This window comes from Burkholderia sp. Ac-20345 (genome assembly GCF_017104825.1).
Lineage (GTDB): Bacteria > Pseudomonadota > Gammaproteobacteria > Burkholderiales > Burkholderiaceae > Burkholderia > Burkholderia lata_B.
In genome coordinates, this window is sequence record NZ_JAAGPO010000124.1 from 1 (window position 1) to 16,221 (window position 16,221).

Genomic DNA, 16,221 nt, shown 5'->3' on the forward strand with positions numbered 1-16,221 from the left:
TCGAAGATCCTCGCGCAGCGCGACGGGCTCGGCGTCGGCTGGGTGCCGCGCCGGCGCGTGGCGTCGCTGCTCGCGAGCGGCGAACTCGTGGAAAAGCAGACGGCTGACCCGCGCGAGCCGAACCTGCTTTACGTCGCGTGGCACGGCGACCGGGACGGCCGCGCGTTGCAGTGGTGGCTCGAACGATTGCGCGAACCGAGGCTCGCGCAGCGCCTGCTCGACGGCATCGACGTGGCCGGCTGACACAGCGCCGGACAGAACAGGGAAACCGAATCCGCCCGCTCAAACACGTTCGAAGATTTCGAACATGTTCATCGCGGACGTCGTACGGCAAGGCGGGGCGCCGCGCGCATTCTGTATTCACGGTCAACTCACCGGTTCACAGGAGAACATCATGCAACGCTTCGAAGGAAAGACGGTCCTCGTCACGGGCGGTAACAGCGGTATCGGCCTCGCGGCCGCCAAGGCATTCGCGGCAGAAGGTGCGCGCGTCATCATCACCGGGCGCGATGCGCAGACGCTCGAGGCCGCGCGGCAAACGCTCGGCGCAGGCGCGCTGGCGATCCGCAACGAGGCCGGCAGCGTCGCGTCGGCCCGCGCGCTGGCCGATGCGATCGCATCGGCGGGGGCGCGGCTCGACGCCGTGTTCATCAACGCGGGCGTCGCGAAACTCGCGCCGTTCGCCGACAGCGACGAGGCCATGTGGGATCTCGTGTTCAACACCAACGTGAAGGGCGCGTATTTCCAGATCCAGTCGCTGGTGCCGCTGCTGAACCGCGGCGCGTCGATCGTGATCAACGGCTCGATCAACGCGCACATCGGGATGCCCGGCTCGTCGGTGTACGCGGCGAGCAAGGCGGCCGTCAATTCGTTCGCGAAGACGCTGTCGACGGAACTGCTGCCGCACGGCGTGCGCGTGAACGTCGTGAGCCCCGGGCCGGTGCAGACGCCGCTCTACGGCAAGCTCGGGCTCGATGCGGCGACGCTCGACGAAACGGCCGACAAGATCAAGGGCCTCGTGCCGGTCGGCCGGTTCGGCACGCCGGACGAGATCGCGTCGACGGTGTTGCACCTCAGCGCGCCGGAATCCGCGTTCATCGTCGGCGCGGAGATCATCGCGTCGGGCGGGATGGGGCTGCTCTGATCGGCGAGGCCCCGGCAGGGGCTGCAACCGCCCGGCGTCACGCCGGGCGGACAGTTCCCGTCACGTGCGCACGGACGGTGTCCGCACATCACCTCTATCGCGCCGCACAGGCGCCATGGCTACCGCCACCGGCCTCGAGCTGCGTCACCGTGAGCCCGGAGAACGTCGCGCGGCCGTGCTCGGCGAACACGGCGATGCGGTCGGCATCAAGCGGCGGGAAGATCAGGTCGGTGAGCGCCACGCGGCCGCCGTTCGCGAACACTTCCACCGAGCCGCGATCGACGACGATCTCGAGCTGCAACTGACCGTGCTCGAGCGGCAGGTCCACGATGTGTTCGCGGCTGAACGTACCGGCGAAATTCGCTTCACCGGACATCGAACGGTCGAGCGTCAGCGTGCGCTTTGCCGTGTCGTACACGATCCGGGTGCCGACCGAGCCGTCCGCCGAGCGCCGGACGATCAGGCCCGCACGTGCCGCGTGTTGCGGCGCGATCGTGACCGTGATGCGCTGGACGACACCGCGCGTCGCGGCCGACAGCACACGTGTCGCGGAATCGACCGTGAGGTCGCCTTCATGCACGGCGGGCCTGCCGTCCGCCCATGCATCGAACGCGGCGGCCGGTGCGACGACGAGCGTCGGTTCGCCGTCGATCGTTTTCAGCGACAGTTCGCGCGGCAGGGTCGTCGCGCCGCGCCACGGCGCGGTCGGCACGTTCGCCGCGTAATCCCAGTTGCTCATCCACGCGATCGCGACCGGCCGTGAGCCGGGTGCGCCCGAGAAGGTGCCGGCTGCGTAGAAGTCCGCGCCATGGTCGACCCAGCGGAATTGCGCGGGATCGGAGCCGGCGGGGGCGATCCGATCCGGCGTAAACGTGCGGCCGTCGAAGTCGCCGACGAAGTACATCGCGCCGGAGCCGCCGGCGATCGACCACGGATTGACGTTGACGATCATGACCCACCGGATGCGTGCGGGGTTGCCGTCGAGCGGCAGCGGCACGAGGTCGGGCATTTCCCACAGCGCGCCGTCGTGCGGCACGCTCGGCCGCGTGAAGTTGCTCAGAAAATTCCAGTGGATCAGGTCGTCCGAGCGATAGAGCTTCACGACGTGCGCGTCGGCGACCACCGTCGTCATCAGCCAGTAGCCGCCCGGTGCGTACCACGACACTTTCGGATCGCGAAATTGCTTCGATTCCGGATCGAGCGTCAGCACCGGATTGTGTGCGTACGGCTGCCAAGTCGCGCCTTGGTCGACGCTGTACGCGAGCGACTGCGCCTGGATGCCCGGCGCGTGACCGGAGCCCGCCTTGTATACGCTCGTATAAAGCGCGACGAGCGGCGTGTGGCCCGGCTTGCCCAGGCCGGACGTGTTGAGGGTGTCGGCGACGATCGAGCCGGAGAAGATTTCCTCCGTCGCGTTCGCGCGCATCGCGACCGGCTGCTCGCGCCAGTGGACGAGATCGGTGCTCGTCGCGTGGCCCCATGACATGTTGCCCCAGTCGTTGCCAAGTGGATTGTATTGATAGAACAGGTGATAGCGGCCGTTGTCGTAGACGAGCCCGTTCGGGTCATTCATCCAGTTGCGCTGCGGCGTGTAGTGGAGCGCGGGCCGCCATTGCGGCGTGCCGTTTTCAGCCGGCGCCTGGCAAGGTGCGGCGGCGACCTGGGTGCAGGCCACGCAGGCGAGCAGCAACCGGGCGATCCGGATGGAAAAGCGGAAAGACGTCGATATCATGCGGGGTCCCGTGCTCCGCCGTGCAAAGCGGGAAAGGAGGGCGCATGCCGCTTTCAACGGCGGCGTGCGCAATGGATGGAAGGGAAAAAAGGGGAGGCGCGCACGCGACACGCGCGATACGCGCCTCCGTAACCCCGTGCCTTTACCAGCGTTCGTTATTGTTGGTTATCCTGATTTCACTGGCCGTTGCCGCCGTTGTGACCGGCACCGGTCGCGGGCAGGTTCGCCGGAATGTCGCCGTAGCCACCGAGCCCGCTGCGTCCATAAGTGCGATCGACCGCCGTCGACGTTCCGTTGATGTTGACCTTCACCGTCGGCGCGAGCGTGCCGCCGCGGCGCGGGCCGATCGCATCGATGAACGACTCGACGAGCCCGCCCGGCATCACGTAGTGCGAATACGACTGGAATTCGCGCGGGTTCTGGTTCGGATCCTGCGAATACGGCGCGCCGGCCGGCGCGGAGAAGTCGGTCGGGTTGCCGAGCACGAGGCCGCTGCCGCCGTTCAGCGGCAGGAAGTCGCTGCGGATGCCGTTGCCGACGAAGCCGTACACGCCGTCCGGCCCGTCGACGCCGGCCGCCATCGTCGTGCGGTGGCTGATCGTGAACAGGTAGTACTTGCCGTCCTTCAGATAGATCTGCGGGCGCTCGGTCTGGTCGTCGACGCAGTTCGCCGACAGGATCGGCGGCAGGAACTTCCACTCGGTCAATTGCGGGTTCGTCGCGATCGCCAGGCCGACATTGGCCTTTTGATACACTGCGCCCGAATTCATCACCGCGTTGAGATCTTCCCTGTATGGATCGTTCGGCGCGTAGCCGAGATCGGCTTCGGTGCAGGTGCGTGCGCCGCGCGGGCCGCCCGTGTTGCCCTCGAAGACCATGTAGGTCTTGCCCGGGTGCGCGGGATCGGTGAACACGAACGGATCGCGGAACGAGAAGTAGGTGTTCTGCTGGCCGGTCTGGTAGTAGTTGCCGTCCGGTTGCAGCAGCGCCTTGTGATCGTCGAAGCCGCTGAACCACACATGCTTGTCGTCGGCGTGGATGTGACCGTCGGCGCGCGTGATGATCGCCTGCGGCGGCGTGATGTCGGCGCCACCGGGTGCCGAGCGGTTGAACGACGTCGCGGTGTAGTAGAGGTTGACGTTGTCGCCGTGCGTGAGGCGCGCCGAGCCCGACCATTCGGCGTTGTTGGTCATCGGCGCGGTGCCGAACACCTTGGCGCTGGCGCCGTCGGGGAACAGGTGGCCGCCCCAGGTCCAGCCGCCGTTGGCGGGGCGCTGCGACGCGGGGACGCCCGCGCGACGGTAGAAGAAGCCGATGCGCGCATGAACGTGACGGTCGTCGAACGTGTAGCCCGCATGCGGATCGGCGGTGAGCGAGAAGATCACCTCCCAGCCCTTGTAGCTGAGCTGGTTCGCGCGCAGGTCGGCCAGCGGCCAGGTGTCCCACACCCACACGTTCGAGTTGATCAGCGGGAAATCCTGCGGGATGTCCGGCATCGTCAGCGCTTGCGGCAGCGAATTCTTGTCCGCACCGGCGGTGTGCGATTGCGCGGCGATCTGACGGATGTCCGCACGCGTCCAGCGCATCGTGAAGTTGCCTTCGGGATCGTAGGCCTGCTGCGTATGGGGCGTGGGCATGGGCGCGCCCGTGCCGCCGGACTGCGCATGCGCGACGGACGCGAAGGCGGCGAGTGCGCCGCCAGCGAGGAACAGACGTTTGGCCGCGATCGGGCGGAAAAGGGGAAAGTATGTCATCTCGTCGTCGTTTCCTGGAAAGGTGAAAGTGAACGGCTGAGTGGGCATCGATGTCCAAACCGGTTTGGATGCTATTTCAAACCGGTTTGGACGTCAAAAGATAATTATTTGACGGTAATCACTACCGAACGGAAACAATTGCCGACCCGCGGCATGCCGCGCGGCACATGGAGTGCGAGGAACGACGGTGAAGGTGAATCTGAAGGCGCTATCGGACGCGCTCGGGCTGTCGAGGACGACGGTCAGCCGCGCGCTGAACGGTTACGACGACGTCAGCGAGGCGACGCGTGAACGCGTGGCGCGGGCTGCACGGGAAATGGGCTATGTGGCAGATCCGACCGCGCGCCGGCTCGCGACCGGGCGCGCGGACGTGATCGGGATCGTCTATCCGTTCGGCGCGGGCGATCTCGGCGATCCGCGTTTCGGCGAGGTCGTCGCGGGCATCACCGAGCGGCTCGCGGAACGCAATCTCGATTTCATCATTGCGTCGGCGCGGCCGAACGCGGAACTGGACACCTATCGGCGCATCGTCGACGGCAAGCTCGTCGACGGGCTGATCGTTGCGCGCACGCTGGTCGACGATCCGCGCATCGCGTATCTGCAAGCGAGCGCGTTTCCGTACGTGGCCTACGGCCGGACCCGGGTGGCCGAGCCGTATGCGTGGTTCGATTTCGACAACGAGGCCGGCGCGCGGGACGCGGTGCGTCGGCTGACGGCGTTCGGGCATCGGCGCATTGCAATGATCAGCGCGCCGCTGGCACTGAATTTCGCCGCGCAGCGCCGTGCAGGCTATCTGTCGGCACTGCGCGAAGCCGGTATCGAGCCGGATCAGGCGCTGCTCGTCGAGTGTCCGTTTACGCACGACGGCGGGCTGCAGGCGGCGCGGGCGCTGCTCGCGCGCGCCGAGCGGCCGACGGCGGTGCTGGTCGACAACAATATCGCGGGCGGCGGCGCGTTTCGGGAGCTCGTGGACAGCGGGCTGCGCCTGGGCGAGGACATGTCGCTGATCGTCTACGACGGCGTGCCGCCGGACATCGCGCATCCGTATCGCGTGACGGCGGTCGTGCAGCCGACCGGCCACGCGTCGGGGCGCACACTGGCGGAACTGATGCTGCGGCTGCTGGGCGACGGTGTTCGCGAGCAGCGGCTCGAGGCGCCGGCAATCGAGGCAGGCGACACCGACGGTCCGTTGCGCGGCTAGCCGGCGCGGTGCAGGTGAGGGGCGCGAGTGACTGCAGACGCCGGCGGGTCGCGCTTCTCCGAAAAGGCCATGACGACGGCAGGGGCGATTATCCGTTTACTAGACGACCGGTCTAATCCAGGGCTATCATCCGTCCTCATGAATGCGATGACGTCCGCGACGCATGCAACGACGACGCGAAAATGCCATGTGAATGCCATTCCGCGCTGCGATGCTGGCGGTGCAGCGAGACGCCGTCCTTTTATTTCGAATTTTCCTAGACGACTGGTCTAATAGGCGCATGTCGCATTCGGATACGCGGGTCGCACGTTGACGCGTCACAGCTGACTAACCGACAGGCGTGCCGCGTCGGCCGGGTTGCCCGGTCGTGCGGCCCCGTTCCCCATCCATTTTCGAAGGAGTATCCGATCATGAAGATTCTGGTTGTCCTGACCTCGCACGACACGCTCGGCGACACCGGCAAGAAGACCGGCTTCTGGCTCGAGGAACTGGCCGCGCCGTACTACACGTTCAAGGATGCGGGCGTCGAGCTGACGCTCGCGTCGCCGAAGGGCGGCCAGCCGCCGCTCGACCCGAAAAGCAGTGACCCGACGGCCCAGACCGACGCGACGCGCCGCTTCGACGCCGATGCGGCGGCCAAGGCCGAGCTTGCTTCGACGCGCAAGCTGGCCGACGTGTCCGTGGACGACTACGACGCCGTGTTCTACCCGGGCGGCCATGGCCCGCTGTGGGATCTCGCTGAGGATCTGCATTCGATTGGCCTGATCGAGCGCGCGCTGGCGGCCGGCAAGCCGGTCGCGGCCGTGTGCCACGCGCCGGGCGTGCTGCGTCACGTGAAGAACCCGCAGACCGGCGAATCGGTCGTGCGCGGCAAGCGCGCGACGGGCTTCACCAACAGCGAGGAAGCGGCCGTCGAACTGACGGAAGTCGTGCCGTTCCTCGTCGAGGACATGCTGAAGACCAACGGCGCGCAATTCGAGCGCAGCGCCGACTGGGCGCCGCATGTCGTCACCGACGGGCTGCTGATCACGGGGCAGAACCCCGCGTCGTCGGAGCCTGCCGCTGAGGCGCTGCTCGCGCAGCTCGGCCACCGTTGAGCCGATGGCGCCGGCACGGCCGGCGCCGTACCGAATCCGTCGCCGGGCGCAAGCCGCCGGGCGACGGCCAGAATCGTTCCGTCGTGCGCATTGCGCGACGCGTTTCCAGTTGTTTTGCAGAACCAAGCAAAGGAGCCGTGGATGTCTGCCCTGTTCGAACCGTTCAAACTCAAGGATGTCACGCTGCGCAACCGCATCGCGGTGCCGCCGATGTGCCAGTACGTCGCCGAGGACGGCGTCGTCAACGACTGGCATCACGTGCATCTGGCCGGCATTGCGCGCGGCGGCGCGGGCCTCGTGATCGCCGAGGCGACCGCCGTGTCGCCGGAAGGGCGCATCACGCCGGGTTGCGCGGGGCTGTGGACCGATGCGCAGGCCGAGGCGTTCGCGCCGTCGGTCGCGGCGATCAAGGCGGCCGGCGCGGTGCCCGGCATCCAGATCGCACACGCCGGCCGCAAGGCGAGCGCGAACCGTCCGTGGGAAGGCGACGACCATATCGCCGACGGCGATCCGCGCGGCTGGCAGACCATCGCACCGTCGGCCGTACCGTTCGGCGCGCATCTGCCGAAGACGCCACGCGCGATAACGCGCGACGACATCGCACGCGTGCAGGCCGACTTCGTCGCGTCGGCGAAGCGTGCGCGCGACCTGGGCTTCGAATGGCTCGAACTGCACTTCGCGCACGGCTATCTCGGCCAGAGCTTCTTCTCGGTGCATGCGAACCAGCGTGACGACGAATACGGCGGCTCGGCCGAGAATCGCGGCCGTTTCCTCGTCGAGACGCTCGCGGCCGTGCGCAAGGTGTGGCCGGAGCATCTGCCGCTGACCGCGCGCTTCGGCGTGATCGAATACGACGGCCGCGACGAAGAGACGCTCGCCGAATCGATCGCGCTTACGCAGCGGCTGAAGCAGGAAGGGCTCGACATGCTGAGCGTGTCGGTCGGGTTCTCGACGCCCGATGCGCAGATTCCGTGGGGCCCGGCGTTCCTCGCGCCGATCGCCGAGCGCGTGCGCCGCGAGGCCGGGCTGCCGGTGTCGTCCGCCTGGGGGATCGACACGCCGCAACTGGCGAACCGCGTGGTGGCGGAAGAGCAGCTCGATCTCGTGATGGTCGGCCGCGCGCATCTGGCCGATCCGCATTGGCCGTACTACGCGGCCAAGCAGCTCGGCGTCGAGCGCCCGTCGTGGACGCTGCCCGCGCCGTACGCGCACTGGCTCGAGCGCTACCGGACCGCCGACAAGGTGGCCTGAGCGGGCGTGGTACCGGGGCGGCGCGCGCATGACATGCGCCGCCGATCCGGCGCCGATGGATAGAATGGCGGTTCGCGCAGGCCGGTTGCCTGCGCGAGCCGCCATTTTTTTCATTTCGACAGAGGTGCCATGGGCGCACATGTCCCGTCGTCTCACGATCCCGCCGCGCGGCCGCGCGCGCAGCAGGTCGCCCGTGCCGTGCTGTACGCGGCGCTGCTGGTGATCGCGCTGTGGGTGATCCGCGATTTCATTCCCGCCATCGCCTGGGCCTGCGTGATCGCCATCGCGATGTGGCCGATGCTGAAACGCTTCGAATCGCACCGGCTGTTCCGCAACCGCCCGACGCTCATCGCGCTCGTCATCACGGCGGCGATCTCGCTGCTGGTCGTGCTGCCGGTGGCCGTCGCGGCGACCCAGGCGATCGGGCAGGCGCATGACCTGCGCGAGTGGCTGCGCACGATCCAGGACAACGGCATCCCGGTGCCGGACGTGGTCGGCCGGCTGCCTTACGGCGCGGCGCAGATCACCGAATGGTGGCAGGCCAACCTCGGCCATCCGCTGCATGCGGCCAGCGCGATGCACGGCGTCAACAGCGAGAAATTCATCGCGTTCGGCCGGCAGTTCGGCACGAAGCTCGCACACGCGCTGCTCGAATTCGGTTTCATGCTCGTCACGCTGTTCGTGATCCTGCGCGCGGGCCACAAGCTGTCGGGAGCCTTGCTGCAGGGCGCGCGGCGCGCGTTCGGGCACAACGGCGCGGAGCTGATCGAGCGGATGGTCGCGGCCGTGTTCGGCACGGTGACGGGGCTCGTCGTCGTCGGGCTCGGCGAGGGCGCGCTGCTCGGCGTCGCGTATGCGCTGGCCGGCGTCCCGCATGCGGCGCTGCTCGGCCTCGTCACGGCGATCGCGGCGATGCTGCCGTTCTGCGCGCCCGTCGTGTTCTGCGGCGCGGCGCTCTGGCTGTTCGTGCAGGGCGCGACGATGTGGGCCATCGTGGTAGCCGTGCTCGGTTTCGTCGTGGTGTTCGTCGCGGAGCACTTCGTGCGGCCGGTGCTGATCGGCAGCTCGGCGCGGCTGCCGTTCCTGCTCGTGCTGTTCGGCATCCTCGGCGGCGCCGAGACGTTCGGCCTGATCGGGTTGTTCGTCGGCCCCGCGCTGATGACGGTGCTGACGATGCTGTGGGCCGAATGGATTGCATGACGATGCGTGCCGGGGCGGCGGCTTGACGCGGCGGTACGGATGCGCGTTCAAGCGCGCATCGGCCGCCGCGACGGGCGACGATCAGGCTTGTGCCGAAGCATGCAATGCACGGATTGGGATAAAGATCTCTACATTTCTTTTCGATCCGGACCCAAAGGTCGAGTAGCATGGGGCTTTCGATCACGCCGGCACGGCGCAGCAGATTTCACCAAGCATGCGATTGATTCAGATGGCCCGTCCCGCAGCGACGCTGTCCTTGGCCGCCAGTTGCCTGATGTTGCACGGCTGCGCGTGGTTCGACTCGTGGCTGCCATTTTCGTATTCGCGCACGCCGCTCGCGAGGGCCGCGTCGCGGCACGGCGCGACGCGCGCCGATGTCGTCCGCGCCGCCGGTAATCCGCGCAGCGTCTGGATGGTCCGTAACGGCGACGGCGTCTGCTACAACTACTTCATCGAGCACGGCAACGATCACCGCGAGTATTTCGTCGTGTTCGACAGGGCCGGCGTCGTCACGCAATACGGCTTCGATTCCTGCATGAACGCCGACCGCAAGGGCACGCTCCAGCCGGGCAAGGCCGCTTCGCGCTAGCGCGGCGGCCGTGCCCGCCCGCCGTCAGGCGATCGTGTCGACCACGCCGCCGTCCACCCGCAACGCGGCGCCCGTCGTTGCCGAAGCGAGCGGCGAGCACACGTAGACGACCAGGTTCGCGACTTCCTCCGGCGTCGCAGGCCGCTGGATGATCGAGCTCGAGCGATGGTTGCGCACGAAATCCACGGCCACGTCTTCGACGCTGCGGCCGGTTTCGTCGGCCGTTTCCTTCAGCAGCGCCCGCACGCCGTCCGACATCGTCGGCCCCGGCAGCACCGAGTTGACGGTCACGTGGGTGCCGGCCGCGAGCTTCGCGAGCCCGCGTGCGATCGACAGCTGCGCGGTTTTCGTGAAGCCGTAATGAATCATGTCGACCGGGATGTTCAGGCCCGATTCCGACGAAATGAACACGATGCGCCCGGCATTGCGTTCGATCATCCCCTTCAGGTAATGCCGCGCGAGGCGCACGCCGGACATCACGTTGATCTGGAAATAGTGGTCCCATTCGGCGTCGTCGATATCGAAGAACGCCTTCAGGCCGTAGATGCCCGCGTTGTTGACGAGGATGTCGGCCGCGGGCGTGTGCTGCGTGATGCGCGCGACGCCGGCGGCATCGGACAAGTCGGCCGCGATGCCGTCGAAGCCCGCATCGGGGACGGCGGCGCGCAATTGTGCGAGCGCGGACTGCACCGATGCGTCGCTGCGGCCGTTGACGACGACGCGCGCACCGGCGCGCGCGAGCCCTTCGGCAATTGCGAGCCCGATACCGGCGGTGGAGGCGGTGACGACCGCGGTCTTGCCTTTCAGATCGATATGCATGAGCGTGACGGGAGAGGAGGGAACGGGAACCGCCGCGTGCGCTGCGGCGGACGGAATTCAAAGCTTAGGCGAAACGGCGCGATCCGGCGTCGAAGCCGGCGATCTGGCGATCTGGCGATCCGGCGATCTGGCGATCTGGCAATCCGGTTGCGCGGCGCCGCACAGTCTTGTACGGTGGGCGTTCGCCGTCCGAACCGGGAGCCCGCCGCGTGAGCCGTACCGCCAACCGATCCGTCGTACCGTCACCGTTCTGGCGTGATGTCGCGCTGCCGTTCATCGAGGCGCGCACCGTCGACGATGGCCGCGCGATCTGCTACGCGAAGCACACGCACGACACGTTTTCGGTGGGCGCGATCGTCGGTGGCACGAGCACCTACGTGAACGGCGCGACGAACGAGCACGTCGGGCGCGGCGTGCTGGTGATCATCGATCCGGAGCAGGTGCATGCGTGCAATCCGTACGGCCCCGACGCATGGGCGTACCGGATGATCTATGTCGACGTGCCGTGGCTCGCGCGGCTGCAGCATTCGCTGGGCCGCAACCCGAACAGTGATTTTCACGGTTTTTCGCCGAAGTTGACTGAGCGGGGCGACCTGTTCGCGCAATTTGGCGGCTTCTACCGCACGCTCGTCGCGCCCGGCATCGATCCGCTCGGCAAGGAGAGCGCGGCGGTCGAGTTCTTCACGACGCTGCACGGTGCACTCGATCGCGAACTGCCCGGCCCGCGCGCCGGCGACGACAATGCCAGGCTCGCGCGTGCGGCCGACTACATCGCCGCGCATTGCCGTGAGGGCGTCACGCTCGATGCAATCTGCGCGGCGGCCGATCTGTCGCCGTCGTACCTGATCCGCGCGTTCAACGCACGCTACGGGATGACGCCGCATGCATTCCTGATCGATCGCCGCGTGCAATACGGCCGCACGGAGTTGCGCCGCGGCCGGCCGATCGCCGACGTCGCGCTCGACGCGGGCTTTGCCGACCAGGCGCATTTCCAGCGCGCGTTCCGCCGGATTGCGGCGGCGACCCCCGGCCAGTACCGCAGCGCGACGAGCTGAACGGCAGGCGCTACACGTCGAGCAGGAAGAGTGCGCTGCCCGCGAGCAGCAGCGCCATCAGCCGGTTGAACACGCGCATGTGCCGCGCGTTCGCAAGCCGGTGCCGCAGCGACGCGCCCGCATACGACCAGCACGCGATCGACGCGAAACAGATCACCAGATACAGCGCGGCGAACTGCCAGACCTGCGCGCGGTCGCCGTCGGCCGCATAGGCGCCCATCGCGGCCACGCACGCGAGCCACGCTTTCGGATTCAGCCACTGCATCGCCGCGCCGGCCGCCGCCGACGGGCCGGCCACGTCGGGGTCGGCCGACAGCCGGCCGTCATCGAGCGCGAGCCGCAGCGCCATATAAAGCAGGAACGCGATCCCCGACCACTGCGTGGCGGTCGTCAGCACGGGCCAGCGCGCGAGCGCCGCGTGCAGCCCGAGGCCGATCAGCAGGAACAGTGCGACGAAGCCAAGCGTCGCGCCGGCCGCATAGCGCAGGCTCGCGCCGAGGCCGTGCCGTGCGCCGGCACTGAGCGCGACGATGTTGACGGGGCCGGGGGTGATCGACGAGGCGAGCGCGAACGCGGCCATCGAAACCAGCATGCTCATTGAATGTCTCCATGCGAAAGGGCGAAAGTCGCATCGAGACTACGGGAGCCGGACGGGCCCGTATTGAAGAAAACTGCCCTCGGCGGGCGGCCGCGCGGCCGCCGTCAGTGCAATGCGCGCGGCGCGTGCGCCGGCCGCGCATCGCGCGTGTCGGCCGGGCGCAGCGGGCCGCCTGCGCAGGGTTGCGTCGATACCGAAAACCCGAACGTGTTGATGCCGCCCGAGCACGCGACGAATACGCTGCCGCCGTGCATCTCGGCGACGGCCTTGACGATCGACAGCCCGAGCCCGTGGTTCTCCTTGCTGTTCGCGCGGGCTTCCTCGAGGCGGTAGAAGCGTTCGAACACGTGCGAGCGCCGGGCGGGGTCGATCGGCTCGCCGGGGTTCGCGACGGACATTTCGACCAACGTATCGCGGCGCACGATCGTCACGCTGACCGTCGCGCCGGGCGCCGAATGCTGGATCGCGTTGATCAGCAGGTTCGTCATCGCGCGGCGGAACAGCGACGGATCGACGGCCGCGCGTGCGTCGCCGTGCAGCTCGGCGCGCAACTGCGCCTCGTCGAGCGGGATTTCGAGGAAGTCGAGCATGCGCCGCACCTCGTCGGCGAGCGACACGTCCTTCAGGTCGGTCGCACGTTCGCCGCGGTCGCTGCGCGACAGGAACAGCATGTCGTTGATGATCACGCGCAGCCGTTCGAATTCCTCGAGGTTCGACTGCAGCGTCTGTTGCATCCGGTCGACCGTGCGGTCGCGGCTGGTCAGCGCGACCTGGGTCTGGCCGATCAGGATGCTGATCGGCGTGCGCAGTTCGTGCGCGACGTCCGCGTTGAACGCCTCGAGCCGCGCGTAGGTCTGCTGGATGCGGTCGAGCGCGCCGTTGAACGAGGTGGCGAGGTCGCGCAGCTCGGCCGGCAGCGCGTCGGTCTGCAGCCGCTGGCGGCGGTTCGCGAGGCTGATGGCCGAAGCGTCCTGCGACAGCCGGTCGAGCGGCGCGAGCCCGAAGCGGGCCACCGCGCGGCTCAGCAGCAGCGTGATGATCGTCGCGATCGTGATCAGCGCGGCGAGCGTCCAGCCGAAGCGGCGCAGCATTCGCTGCGTGCGCTCGCACGAGCTGGCGACGATCAGGTTCAATGTCGGCCGCTCTCCGTTGCCGGCCACCGTGACGGTCTTCGTCATCACGTCGTAGGTGCTGTCGTTCAGCGCATATTGCTGGAACGCGCCGAACGGCTCGCCGACGGGCACGCCGTTGACGGGCTTGCCGAAGCGGAAGTCCGGATTCGTGCTGTCGACCTGGTAGCGCGTCGAGCCGTCGGGCGGTTCGAGGTCGGCGAGTTTTTCCTGCATGAGACGCCCGCGCATGGCCGTGGTCGCATGCGACACGATCATCTCGGCGACCTTGGCACGCGTGTCGAGCGTCGCGCGCAGCTCGGCGAACAGCTGGCGTTCCATCATCACGAACAGCCCGCAGCCCACCAGCGTGAACACGAGCAGCGACACGATGCCGAACATCGCCGACAGCCGCAGGACGATCGAGCGTTTCATGCGGGCCTCTCGGTATCGCCGTCCTCGCGCGCTTCGAGCACGTAGCCCATGCCTCGGATCGTATGCAGCAGCTTGTCCGTGAACGGGCCGTCGAGTTTCGCGCGCAGGCGCTTGATCGCCGTTTCGACGACGTTCGCGTTGCTGTCGAAGTTCACGTCCCACACGAGTTCGGCGATGGTCGTCTTCGACAGCACTTCGCCGCTGCGCCGCGCGAGCACGCCGAGCAGCTGGAACTCCTGCGCGGTCAGGTCGAGGCGCGTGCCGTCGCGGGTCGCGCGGCGGCCGATCAGGTCGACGCGCAGGTCGCCGATCGAGATCAGCGTCGATTCCTGCACGCGCGCGCGGCGCGTCAGCGCGCGCAGCCGTTCGATCAGTTCGAGGAACGAGAACGGCTTGGTCAGGTAGTCGTCGGCGCCGCCGCGCAGCCCGCGCACGCGGTCGTCGACGCGGTCGCGCGCGGTCAGCATGATGACGGGCGTCTGCTTCTGCGCGCGCAACGCGCGCAGCACGCCGAAGCCGTCCAGCTTCGGCAGCATCACGTCGAGCACGACCACGTCGTAGTCGAATTCGACGGCTTTCCACGCGCCGTCCTCGCCGTCGAGCGCGGTGTCGACGACCCAGCCTTCCTCGGTCAGGCCGCTCTTCAGGTATTCAACGACTTTCGGTTCGTCTTCGACGATCAGGACTTTCATGTTCGAATCCGTTGTCCGGGTAATCCGGTTAAGGGCTCGGGTGCGCCGCCGCCGGCACCGGGGCTGCCGTGGCGACCTCGGCCGGTGCGGGGCCGCCCGCGGCATGGCCATCCCAGCCGCCGCCCAGCGCCTTCGCGAGAAACACGACGAGCGCCGCGCGCTGGCCCTGGATCTGCACGGCCTGCCGCTCGCTCGTCAGCAACTGCTGCTGGGCCGTCAGCACGTCGATGAATGGCGTCAGCCCGCCCGCGTAGCGATCCTGCGCGAGCGACACGAGCTTGCGCGCGTCGTCGACGGCCGCGGAGGCCTGCTGCGCGGCCTCGGCGAGCACCGACAATCCCGTGACCGCATTCTGCACCTCCTGGAACGCGGTGAGTACGGTCTGCCGGTAGCTGGCCTGCGCGGCGACGTAGCCGGCCTGCGCGAAATCGACGCCGGCCTTCAGCTTGCCGCCTTCGAGCAGCGGCTGGCTGAGCGACCCGCCGACCGACCACAGCAATGCCGGCACGGTGAACAGGCCCGCGAAGCGCGTCGCGTCCCAGCCGATATCGGGCGACAGCATGATGCGCGGGAAATACGCGGCGCGCGCGACGCCGATCTGTGCATTCGCGGCGGCCATCGCGCGCTCGGCCGATGCGACGTCCGGGCGCCGCTGCAGCACGTCGCTCGGCAGGCCGGTCGGCAGTGCCGGCGCGTTGATCGGCACGACGCGCGGCGCGATCGAGAAGGCGGGGGCCGGCGTGCCGACCAGTGTCGCGATCGCGGTTTCGACCTGCACGCGTTGCTGGAGCAGCAACTGCGCCTGCGTGCGCGTCGCGTCGAGCTGCGCGCGCTGCTGCAGCAGATCGAGGCCCGACACCGCGCCGAGGTCGTGGCGCGCGCTCACGTAGTCGAGCGCCTTCTGCTGCAGGTCGATCGAGCGCTTGACGACGTCGATCTCGGTATCGAATTCGCGCAGCGCGAAATAGCTCGACGCGAGATCGGCCGTCAGCACCAGGCGTGCGTTCGCGAAATCGTCGCCGGCCTGCTCGGTGGTCGCCTGCGCGGATTCGACGCTGCGCCGCACGCGGCCGAACAGGTCGAGCTCATAGCTGACGGCCGCGCCGACCTGGACGTCGTTCTGCACGGTCGCCGTGCTTTGCGTCGCGTAGTTGGTCTGCGGCCGGTCGGCCGAGATCTTGAAGCGCTGGCCGCTGGCGGTCAGGCCGACGGCCGGGTACTGCGCCGATGCGACCGACGCGAGCGTCGCCTTCGCCTGGTCGTAGCGCGCGGCGACGGCCTTCAGGTTCTGGTTGTTGCGCAGCGCTTCGGCTTCCAGCGCATCGAGCTGCGGATCGCCGAATGCGGTCCACCACGCCGGGTCGAGCGGCGCACGGGCGGGTGCCGCCGGATGCCAGTACGAATCTGCCGGGTCGAGCCGCCACGCGGCCGGCGTGTCGACGTCGGGCCGCTTGTAATCGGGGCCGACCGTGCAGCCGGCGAGGGCAGCCGCGAGCGCAACGGCGGTGGCGGAGACGGCGGCAGGCCGCCGGCGGATGCGCATCG

15 protein-coding genes are annotated in these 16,221 nt (G+C 68.2%); 8 read left to right on the top strand and 7 right to left on the bottom strand.

Going from position 1 to position 16,221, the window contains the following annotated elements; genetic code table 11:
* Both G3O06_RS32020 and G3O06_RS32025 read left to right on the top strand, forming a co-directional pair.
* Window positions 1-243: LysR substrate-binding domain-containing protein (locus G3O06_RS32020; protein ID WP_241020351.1), on the top strand; the 243-nt coding region annotated here is incomplete at its 5' end.
* A 151-nt stretch (window positions 244-394) separates the two neighbouring features.
* The gene (locus G3O06_RS32025) at window positions 395-1,144 is read left to right on the top strand and encodes an SDR family oxidoreductase (RefSeq protein WP_174913604.1); all 750 of its coding nucleotides are present in this window, start codon (window positions 395-397) and stop codon (window positions 1,142-1,144) included.
* Window positions 1,145-1,238: 94 nt separating this feature from the next.
* On the opposite strand, the gene G3O06_RS32030 is transcribed toward G3O06_RS32025, so the two are convergent.
* Both G3O06_RS32030 and G3O06_RS32035 read right to left on the bottom strand, forming a co-directional pair.
* Complete coding sequence (locus tag G3O06_RS32030; protein ID WP_205818603.1) at window positions 1,239-2,876, bottom strand: glycoside hydrolase family 32 protein; 1,638 nt, start codon at window positions 2,874-2,876, stop codon at window positions 1,239-1,241.
* Window positions 2,877-3,052: 176 nt separating this feature from the next.
* Window positions 3,053-4,630: a glycoside hydrolase family 68 protein gene (locus G3O06_RS32035; RefSeq protein WP_205818604.1), complete on the bottom strand. Its 1,578-nt coding sequence runs from the start codon at window positions 4,628-4,630 to the stop codon at window positions 3,053-3,055.
* Window positions 4,631-4,802: 172 nt separating this feature from the next.
* Between G3O06_RS32035 and G3O06_RS32040 the strand changes: the two genes are divergently transcribed.
* The 5 genes from G3O06_RS32040 to G3O06_RS32060 all read left to right on the top strand — a co-directional run bounded on the left by G3O06_RS32040 (window position 4,803) and on the right by G3O06_RS32060 (window position 9,968).
* On the top strand, window positions 4,803-5,831 hold the full coding sequence (locus tag G3O06_RS32040) for a substrate-binding domain-containing protein (RefSeq protein ID WP_205818605.1): 1,029 nt from the start codon (window positions 4,803-4,805) through the stop codon (window positions 5,829-5,831).
* Between the two features lie 410 nt (window positions 5,832-6,241).
* Window positions 6,242-6,928 (top strand): type 1 glutamine amidotransferase domain-containing protein, encoded by a 687-nt coding sequence (locus G3O06_RS32045; protein ID WP_174913617.1) that lies wholly within the window; start codon window positions 6,242-6,244, stop codon window positions 6,926-6,928.
* Window positions 6,929-7,069: 141 nt separating this feature from the next.
* Entirely contained in the window at window positions 7,070-8,179 is a 1,110-nt protein-coding gene (locus G3O06_RS32050; protein WP_205818606.1) for an NADH:flavin oxidoreductase/NADH oxidase, read from the top strand.
* Window positions 8,180-8,308: 129 nt separating this feature from the next.
* Entirely contained in the window at window positions 8,309-9,379 is a 1,071-nt protein-coding gene (locus G3O06_RS32055) for an AI-2E family transporter (RefSeq protein WP_205818607.1), read from the top strand.
* Window positions 9,380-9,593: 214 nt separating this feature from the next.
* Complete coding sequence (locus tag G3O06_RS32060; RefSeq protein WP_174974303.1) at window positions 9,594-9,968, top strand: hypothetical protein; 375 nt, start codon at window positions 9,594-9,596, stop codon at window positions 9,966-9,968.
* Between the two features lie 24 nt (window positions 9,969-9,992).
* Here G3O06_RS32060 and G3O06_RS32065 read toward each other — a convergent pair whose 3' ends face one another.
* Window positions 9,993-10,787 carry an SDR family NAD(P)-dependent oxidoreductase gene (locus G3O06_RS32065; protein WP_205818608.1) on the bottom strand — a complete coding sequence of 265 codons (795 nt, stop codon included), beginning with the start codon at window positions 10,785-10,787 and terminating at the stop codon, window positions 9,993-9,995.
* Between the two features lie 209 nt (window positions 10,788-10,996).
* Here G3O06_RS32065 and G3O06_RS32070 point away from each other — a divergent pair, with 209 nt between their 5' ends.
* Window positions 10,997-11,842, top strand: a complete 846-nt coding sequence (locus tag G3O06_RS32070; RefSeq protein ID WP_205818609.1) for an AraC family transcriptional regulator — start codon at window positions 10,997-10,999, stop codon at window positions 11,840-11,842.
* Between the two features lie 10 nt (window positions 11,843-11,852).
* Here the strand turns inward: G3O06_RS32070 and G3O06_RS32075 are convergent, their stop codons facing one another.
* From G3O06_RS32075 to G3O06_RS32090, 4 genes are all read right to left on the bottom strand, one after another.
* Window positions 11,853-12,440 (bottom strand): LysE family translocator, encoded by a 588-nt coding sequence (locus tag G3O06_RS32075; protein WP_174913635.1) that lies wholly within the window; start codon window positions 12,438-12,440, stop codon window positions 11,853-11,855.
* A gap of 104 nt (window positions 12,441-12,544) precedes the next feature.
* Entirely contained in the window at window positions 12,545-13,984 is a 1,440-nt protein-coding gene (locus tag G3O06_RS32080) for a heavy metal sensor histidine kinase (protein WP_205818611.1), read from the bottom strand.
* Entirely contained in the window at window positions 13,981-14,676 is a 696-nt protein-coding gene (locus G3O06_RS32085) for a heavy metal response regulator transcription factor (RefSeq protein ID WP_011355331.1), read from the bottom strand. Before G3O06_RS32085 ends, G3O06_RS32080 begins: the two co-directional genes overlap by 4 nt.
* Window positions 14,677-14,704: 28 nt before the next feature.
* The gene (locus tag G3O06_RS32090; RefSeq protein WP_205818616.1) at window positions 14,705-16,219 is read right to left on the bottom strand and encodes an efflux transporter outer membrane subunit; all 1,515 of its coding nucleotides are present in this window, start codon (window positions 16,217-16,219) and stop codon (window positions 14,705-14,707) included.
* Between the last annotated feature and the right edge of the window lie 2 nt (window positions 16,220-16,221).